Raw genomic sequence first — 7401 nt, 5'->3', positions numbered from 1 at the left:
ATACGGGCCGGAGGTGAGGATCTCGACCGCCAGCACGCCACTGAGCGTGCGATGCGCCTCGGGGATGTCTGTGAGCACGGCCCACACGGTGTCGGGGTCGGCGGCGACGTGGCGGGTCAGGTCGAGTTCCATGGCTCCACGGTACCGGCGCGTGTGGACGAAACGGGTCGCGACAGAACGGGTTGCGGAAATGCGGAAACCGGCCCCCGCCGGAGCGGGGGCCGGTCTCACTGTGCGCTCGGGCCGACCGCAGCCGGGCCCGGGCGAGGCGCCGTCAGGCGCGTCGGCTCAGTTGGTCAGCGAGCCGGTGGCCTGCGCGACGAAGCCACCGATGGTGTTGAGCACCTCGGCGATGATGCCTGCGCCGGCGTCGACGACGTCGGAGCCGGTGTTAACGGCGGCGGAGCCGGTGGCGAGGCCGGGGAGGAAAGTCTCGATGGAACCCATGATGTGGTCCTTTCGTCGGGGGATGCGACGCCTGGTGCGTCGATCGGTGTGCGTGGTTCCCGGCGAGCTCGGGGCTCATCGGGAACTCACCTTCGGACGCTACGTAGAGCTGCAGCGGGATTCACCCGGTTCAGTGCCAATCGCGGGCGGTCCACGGGGAATGTCTTTTACTTACGCTGGCCGGCCCGGGTTCGCGGTTTAATGTGATCTACGCCACATTCAGCCCTGAAAGGCGTGCTGCGCCTTTCCGGAAAAGCCCGGAGGCGGGAGAAGAAGGGGCTGGTAAATGCACAACGCCGGCATCCTCGAAAGAGAATGCCGGCGTTGAAAGTGACTAGGACCTCGTGGGTCCAGCGTCACTCAGCTCAGAGCGCGCCCACGACGTTGCCGAGCGAGCCGGTGACGGTGCCGTAGACACCGTCGGCGGCGGCGGAGCCGGTGCTGACGAAGCCCTCGGCGGCGTCGGAGCCGGTGCCGATCAGGCTGTTGAAGAAGTTGAGGAAACCGGTGAAGATGCTCTCGATCATGAGAGACCCCTTTCGTCTGTGGGCGGCGCGAGGGTGCGCCGCTCTCGTGGTGCAGTCCTGCTTTCGGACTCGTGATGTACATCCCGAATCCGCTGGAGGACGTTACGCAGCACCCGCGGAATTACTACCTCCGGGGAGGTTTTCGCCCGGTGTTCCGGTCGCACACTTTCTTATCAATGCAGATAAGGGGGCTCCCCATTTTTCTCGTGTTAGTTGGGTCACATTACTGAAATACCTCGGGCTTCAGCAGGCGCCCCGGCCCGACACGGGCGGTCGCATACCGCCGGCGGACCCCGGCGGGGGAGAATGGTCACCATGACTCCGCCGAACGCCGCCGTCGCCGCCCAGACGATCCCGCTCCCGCCGGGCTTCCGCGCCCACGCGGGTGCCGCGGGTCTGCGTGAGCGCGGGGATGACGTCTTCGTCGTCGTCAACGACGGTCCCTCCCCGGCGTCGTCGGCGGTGTTCACCCGATCCCTCTTCGCCGGACCGTCGGTCGTGCTCAGCCGCGCCAACGCGGCGAGCGGTCGGGCGCGCGGCGTGGTGGTCGTGGCCAAGAACGCCAACGTCGCCACCGGCGAACAGGGCATGGCCGACGCGCGCGAGGTGCTCGAGCATGCGGCCGCCGCCGTGGGGGCGGCGCCGGAGGAGATGCTCATCGCCTCCACCGGCGTCATCGGCCGGCGGTACCCGATGGACCTCCTGCGCACGCATCTCGACGGCCTGGCCGGTGCCGGGTTCGACGCCGACGCGGTCGCGCTGGCCACCGCGATGATGACCACGGACACCCATCCCAAGACGGCGCGGGTGGAGGTGACGACGACGACGGGCGGCACCGCCGAGATCGTGGGCATCGCCAAGGGCGTCGGAATGGTCGAACCGGACATGGCCACGATGATCGCGGTGCTGTTCACCGATGCCGCGGTGGAGCCGGGGGTGCTGGACTCCGCGTTCAGGGCCGCGGTGGACGAGACCTTCAACTGCCTGTCCGTCGACACCGACACCTCGACCTCGGACACCGCGATCGCCCTGGCCAGCGGCGCGGGCGACCCTGTCGGCGAGGTCGAACTGCGTGAGGCGTTCGAGGCGATCTGCCTCGACCTGACCCGCCAGCTCGCTCGCGACGGTGAGGGCGCCACCAAGCTCCTGACCGTCGAGGTCACCGGCGCGCGGGACCGGACCCAGGCCAAGCGGGTGGCCAAGGCGATCCTCAACTCCCCGCTGGTCAAGACCGCGGTCCACGGCGCCGACCCCAACTGGGGACGGGTCGCCATGGCGATCGGCAAGTGCCACGACGACACGGACATCGACCCCGAGCGGGTCCGCATCGTGTTCGGCGACCTCGAGACCTACCCGGCGTTCCCCGGCGAGGCCGAACTCGAGCGGCTCACCGAGATCATGCGGGCCGGGGAGGTCACCATCGCGGTCGACCTGGGTGTGGAGAGCGGCGCCGGCGTGGCCGGCGGGGCCTGCACCGTCTACGGCTGCGACCTGAGTCGCGAATACATCTCGATCAACGCTGATTACACGACATGAGCCGGCTGCACGACGGGAGCGCGGTGGAGGACCTCGAGGCGATCCGGGCGGTCTTCGCCCGGCGCCTGTACGTCATGGACACCAAACAGTGGGACGCCTACGGACCGTGCCACACCGAGGATGTGGTCAGCGAGTCGTGGGCGGCGAGCGGCGGCGCGGCCGAGGTGCGCGGGCGCGAGGCGCTCACCGCCGCGATCCGCGACACCCTCGACGGTCCGAACCCGGTGACGAGCGTCCACCACGGCCACACGCCGCTGCTGGAGCTGACGGGCCCGGACCCGACCACCGGTGAACCCACGGCCACCGGCATCTGGGCGATGGAGGACCGGTTGTGGTGGTCGGTCGACGGCCGTGAACGGCGGCTCCACGGCTGGGGGCACTACCACGAGCGGTACCGGAGGGTGGACGGGCAGTGGCTGATCGCCTACCGGCGGCTCGAACGGATCCGCGTGGACACCGGCTGGAATTGACACCGCCTGGAACTGACACCGCCTGGAGCTAACCCGCCGGGTTGGGATTGCGGCGGGCCATCGCCAGCAGCGTGTCGCGGGTGTCGTGCCACACGGTGCCGCTGATGTCGCCCCACGGGTCATGCCCGCCGGGGACCAGTGAGACCCGGGCCGGGTCGCCGGCGCGGCGGGCCGCCCGGACATACGACTCGGACTGCTCGGGCAGGACCACCTTGTCGTCGCGGCCGTGGACGCACACCACCGGAATCCCGGCGGGAAGATGCGTGGCCGGGGACGCGTCGACGTAGCGCTGGCGGCGATCGTCCGGGCGGCCACCGAGGAGCCTGTGGACGTACCGGTCGCCGGTGCGCTCGGCCATGAGCAGGTCCGACACCCCGGCCAGGGAGACGCAGCCGGTGACCGGCACGACCGGCCGGGACCCGGGCAGCGAGGACGGTAGCCGCGCCCGCCCCGCGACCCACAGCGCGAGATGACCGCCGGAGGAGTGCCCGGCCACCACCACCCGGCGTAGATCCAACCGGCCGTCGAGCTGCGCGGAGACCTCGGCGAGGTGGTCGACGGCATCGCAGACGTCCGCCACGGTGGTGGGCCAGCCGCCGCCGGAGTCCACCCGCCGGTACTCGACGTTCCACACAGCCACGTCGAAGGACGCCAGGTCGCGTGCATGGTTCTCCATGTACGCCAGGCCGAGCGAGTCCTTCCACCCCCCGCCGTGGACCAGCACCACCACCGGCAACGCCGGGTTCGCGGAGTCGGGTAGGTACAGGTCGCCGAACGTCTGGCCGTCGGTGTCGCCCGGATCGGCGTAGTAGTGGCGGCGGGGCTCGGTCACCGGGACGGCTCCCTCGGGCGGCACGTACGGGCGCGGTCCCACCGAGTCCGCATTCTGGCCGGAACCGGACCCCTCGTCGTCGTCACCCGCTCCGATCATCGACGTCAGGGCCCACCCCGCCGCCCCGCCGAGGCCGGCCGAGAGGCCGATCAACAGCGAGCGGCGGGACGGGTCGGGCCGGGCGCGGCGCGACGTGCGGCGGCTGGGCATGCGGCGGCTGGACCTCCTGGTAGGGGGGGCGCCGGCCGGGTCGGGCGGGGGGACTCAGACGGTGCCGGCGACGACGTCGTTCTCCGCGCCATCGTAGAACGGGACGTACCCCTTCTCCTTGCTCAGCACGTAGAGGGGGTCGTCGAACCGCGAGGTGTCGAAGGCCTGCTCCCGCAACTCGGTCTTGCGGCTCTTGTAGGTGGAGGTGTGCTCGAGTTCCTTCGACAACCGGATGAACAGCGGCACCGCGTACGAGGGCAGCGAGTCCCGCAGGTGCTGCGCCAGGGCGGCACCGTCGAAGTCGGACCTGTCGTGGAGACGGATCGCCGCCATGCCGGCCTTGCCGTCCGCGCCCGGCACCGCGACGCCGTAGACCACGGCCTGGTCCACCTCGGGCCGGGCGCTGATCGCCGCCTCGACCTCGGTGGTCGCCACGTTCTCGCCCTTCCAGCGGAAGGTGTCGCCCAGGCGGTCGACGAACGACGCGTGCTTGAACCCCTGGTCGAGCATGAGGTCACCGGAGACGAACCAGGCGTCACCGTCGGAGAAGGCGTCGCGGACGATCTTCTTCTCCGTCGCCTCCTTGTCGGTGTACCCGTCGAAGGGTTGCGTGTCCGAGATGCCGCTGATGAGCAGGCCGGTCTCGCCCGTACCCACCCTGGTCAGTCGGCCGTCGTCGCCGCGGCGCGGTTCGCCCGTCTCGGGGTCGTAGTCCACGATCGCGAAGTCCATCGGGCAGTACCCGGTGGTGCGGGGAACGTTGAAGGCGTTGACGAACGCGATGTTGCACTCGCTGGCCGCGTAGAACTCGCAGATTCGACCGATCCCGAACCGCTCCTGGAACTCGTGCCAGATCTCGGGGCGCAGGCCGTTGCCGGTCATGACGCGGATGGAGTGGTCGCGGTCGCCCGGGCCGGGATCCTGGTTGAGCAGGTACCGGCAGATCTCGCCGATGTAGATGGCCGCGGTCGCGCCGGCCGCGCGGGCCTGGTCCCAGAACTTCGACGCCGAGAAGTGCTCCTCGATCGCCATGCAGGCACCCGCGGCGAGCACGCAGCCGAGGCCCACCGTGAGGGCGTTGTTGTGGTACATCGGCAGCGGACAGAGCAGGACATCGTCCTTGCGCAGGCGCACGCCCGACAGGCCGAACCCGGCCATCGCCTTGTTCCAGCGGTAATGGGACATCGTCGAGGCCTTGGGCAGGCCCGTCGTGCCCGAGGTGAAGACGTAGTAGGCGGTCTCGTCCCCCACGGTGTCGTCGGCTTCCGGCGGGTTGGTGTCACCCACGTCGTCGCCCAGTGCGTCGAGCTCGTCCTCCAGCCAGGTCAGGTCGGACAGCTCCTCCGGGCGGTGGTTCGCGCGGAACTCGCGGAAGGGCAGGTCGATCGGGGAGCTGACGGCGACGAGCTCGCCGACCCAGTTCTCCCGGGGGACGGACTGGACGGCCTCGGCGCACTCGGCGCCGACGAGCACGACCTTGGACTCGATGATCTTCTGCGAATGGTCGAGGACGTCGCCGCGCTGGTGGTGGTTGAGCAGGCCCACCGACGCGCCGACCTTGACCGCACCCAGGATCGCGAGCATGACCTCGGTGCGGTTGACCATGCAGATGCCGACGGTGTCGCCCCGCTGGACCCCGCGCGCCCTGAGCACCTCGGCGAAGCGGTTGGCCCGCCGGTTGGCCTCCCCGTAGGTGATCTCGGTGCCGAGGAACTTCAGGAAGGGGGCGTCGGGCCGGTCGGCCGCGAGCTTCTGGAAGCGGCGGCCGATGGACACCTTGTGGCTGCTGCGCGAGGTGCGGACGATGCGGAGACCGTTGAGGACGGACGGCAGGTCGGCGACCAGGGAGGGCAGGCCCTTGGCGAGGTCGGCCGGGCTGAGGGTCCGGGCGGCCTCGGACGGGCGGGCGGTGGCGGTGGACGTGTCGGTCACGGCTTCTCCTCTGTGGCGGTGGTGAGTGACTTCGCTGGGTCGCCCGCGAGGCCACGCCAGGCGAGCTCGACGACGACCCCGGCGGCCACCGACGTGGGGATCGAGCGGTGCGCGACGCGGTCGGCGACCGCCTCGCCCGCCCCGACGAGGGCGGTCGCGACGACCTCGAGCACCTCGCGGCTGCGCTCGTCGACGGAGTTCTGCGCGAGGAGGTCGGTGGTCAGATCCACCAGGACCGACCGGGTCTTCTCGACCTCCTCACGGAACTGGGGTTCGGCGAATGCCTGACGGTAGACGACGTTCCACGAGTCCGTGTGCTGGTCGACGAACTCCAGGAACGCCTGGACGACGCCCTCGAGTCTCCGCCGTGGTCCGGCGCTGCCGGTCGCGGCGTCGGTGAGGTGGTCGATGAGCCGCCCGGACTCCCGGACCACGCACGCGGCGAACAGTTCCTCCTTGGAGCCGTAGTACAGGTACAGCATCGGCTTGGAGATGCTGGCGTGGCGGGCGATGGTGTCCATCGAGGCCGACCGGTAGCCGAGATCGGAGAACACGCTGATCGCGGAATCGAGCATCTGTTGCTCGCGGATCGCGCGTGGGATGCGTTTGGTCCCCGTCGTCACAGGTCTCCTCCCGGCGGGCGCGCTGCGGTGCGGTGTGGTGCGGTCTGGTGTGGCGCGGTGTCATGTGCCACACCCAACTTACCCGCCGGTAAGGACTTATGGGAGCCGCTCCGCCGATCCGGCGGGCCGCGGGTGCTACTCTTCCGGCGTCGGTGTGCTCCACAGCACCCGCCGTGAGACATCGTCAGACACTGTCACGTGAACCGCAGGGAGAACCCGATGAGCTTCGGTACCGGAGCGCTCGCCAGCGCAGTCGGCGGAATCGTCCTCGGCGGCATCGTCGCCTTCGGGGTCAACACCGCCATGGCCGAGAACTCCATCCCCGAGGTCGCGCAGCCGCCGGCCGACCAGGCCCTGCTCGGCCAGGTCGAGTACGGCGCGCGCTGATCCCGCGCAGCCGTCAATCCCTCACGCCGGCGTAGGTGATCCGCGGGGCCCGATTCGGCGCCGGCGCGCGTGACGCGGTCGTCGCGTTCCTCGCTTTTCTCCTGCTGGCGTGCCTGCAGTCCCCGGGTCTGGTCGTCCCGGACACCAAGTACGACCTCGTCGTGGACCCCGGGCGCTTCCTCGCCCAGGCCACCCACCTGTGGACCGGGCTGTCCTTCTCCGGCCAGGTGCAGAACCAGGCGTACGGATACCTGTTCCCGCAGGGCCCGTTCTTCGCGGTCTTCGACCTGGTCGGGATGCCGGCCTGGCTGACCCAGCGCCTGTGGTGGGCCGTCGTGCTGACCGTCGCCTTCGTCGGCGTGGTCCGCGTCGCCGCCGCGCTGCGCATCGGCACCCGCGTCACGCGCCCGGTCGCGGGCGTCCTCTACGCGCTCGCG

9 protein-coding genes are annotated in these 7401 nt (G+C 70.2%); 4 read left to right on the top strand and 5 right to left on the bottom strand.

Going from position 1 to position 7401, the window contains the following annotated elements:
- Positions 1–288: 288 nt before the first annotated feature.
- Positions 289–447, bottom strand: coding sequence for a hypothetical protein (locus G6023_RS03645; protein ID WP_172812139.1), 159 nt, complete (start codon positions 445–447; stop codon positions 289–291).
- Between the two features lie 365 nt (positions 448–812).
- Entirely contained in the window at positions 813–974 is a 162-nt protein-coding gene (locus tag G6023_RS03640) for a hypothetical protein (protein WP_156523569.1), read from the bottom strand.
- 315 nt (positions 975–1289) lie between these two features.
- Between G6023_RS03640 and argJ the strand changes: the two genes are divergently transcribed.
- Together argJ and G6023_RS03630 are read left to right on the top strand one after the other, a co-directional pair.
- Positions 1290–2510 carry a bifunctional glutamate N-acetyltransferase/amino-acid acetyltransferase ArgJ gene (gene argJ / locus G6023_RS03635; protein ID WP_067716002.1) on the top strand — a complete coding sequence of 407 codons (1221 nt, stop codon included), beginning with the start codon at positions 1290–1292 and terminating at the stop codon, positions 2508–2510.
- Positions 2507–2980 (top strand): nuclear transport factor 2 family protein, encoded by a 474-nt coding sequence (locus G6023_RS03630; RefSeq protein ID WP_067715934.1) that lies wholly within the window; start codon positions 2507–2509, stop codon positions 2978–2980. The genes argJ and G6023_RS03630 overlap by 4 nt, the downstream gene beginning before the upstream one ends.
- 28 nt (positions 2981–3008) lie before the next feature.
- On the opposite strand, the gene G6023_RS03625 is transcribed toward G6023_RS03630, so the two are convergent.
- The 3 genes from G6023_RS03625 to G6023_RS03615 are packed head-to-tail and all read right to left on the bottom strand — an operon-like array spanning position 3009 to position 6577.
- Entirely contained in the window at positions 3009–4022 is a 1014-nt protein-coding gene (locus G6023_RS03625; RefSeq protein WP_182634108.1) for an alpha/beta hydrolase, read from the bottom strand.
- Positions 4023–4076: 54 nt separating this feature from the next.
- Positions 4077–5954, bottom strand: coding sequence for a long-chain-acyl-CoA synthetase (locus G6023_RS03620; protein ID WP_132062859.1), 1878 nt, complete (start codon positions 5952–5954; stop codon positions 4077–4079).
- Complete coding sequence (locus G6023_RS03615) at positions 5951–6577, bottom strand: TetR/AcrR family transcriptional regulator (RefSeq protein ID WP_082923886.1); 627 nt, start codon at positions 6575–6577, stop codon at positions 5951–5953. Before G6023_RS03615 ends, G6023_RS03620 begins: the two co-directional genes overlap by 4 nt.
- 219 nt (positions 6578–6796) lie before the next feature.
- Here G6023_RS03615 and G6023_RS03610 point away from each other — a divergent pair, with 219 nt between their 5' ends.
- Both G6023_RS03610 and G6023_RS03605 read left to right on the top strand, forming a co-directional pair.
- Positions 6797–6964 carry a DUF2613 domain-containing protein gene (locus tag G6023_RS03610; RefSeq protein ID WP_082923887.1) on the top strand — a complete coding sequence of 56 codons (168 nt, stop codon included), beginning with the start codon at positions 6797–6799 and terminating at the stop codon, positions 6962–6964.
- Between the two features lie 35 nt (positions 6965–6999).
- Positions 7000–7401 (top strand): alpha-(1->3)-arabinofuranosyltransferase domain-containing protein (locus G6023_RS03605; RefSeq protein ID WP_182634107.1); only part of this gene is annotated, 402 nt, incomplete at its 3' end.

Source organism: Dietzia sp. DQ11-71 (genome assembly GCF_014144995.1).
Classification (GTDB): domain Bacteria; phylum Actinomycetota; class Actinomycetes; order Mycobacteriales; family Mycobacteriaceae; genus Dietzia; species Dietzia kunjamensis.
The sequence above is the reverse complement of the archived record's forward strand: the minus strand, read 5'-3'. Positions and strand labels throughout refer to the sequence as shown.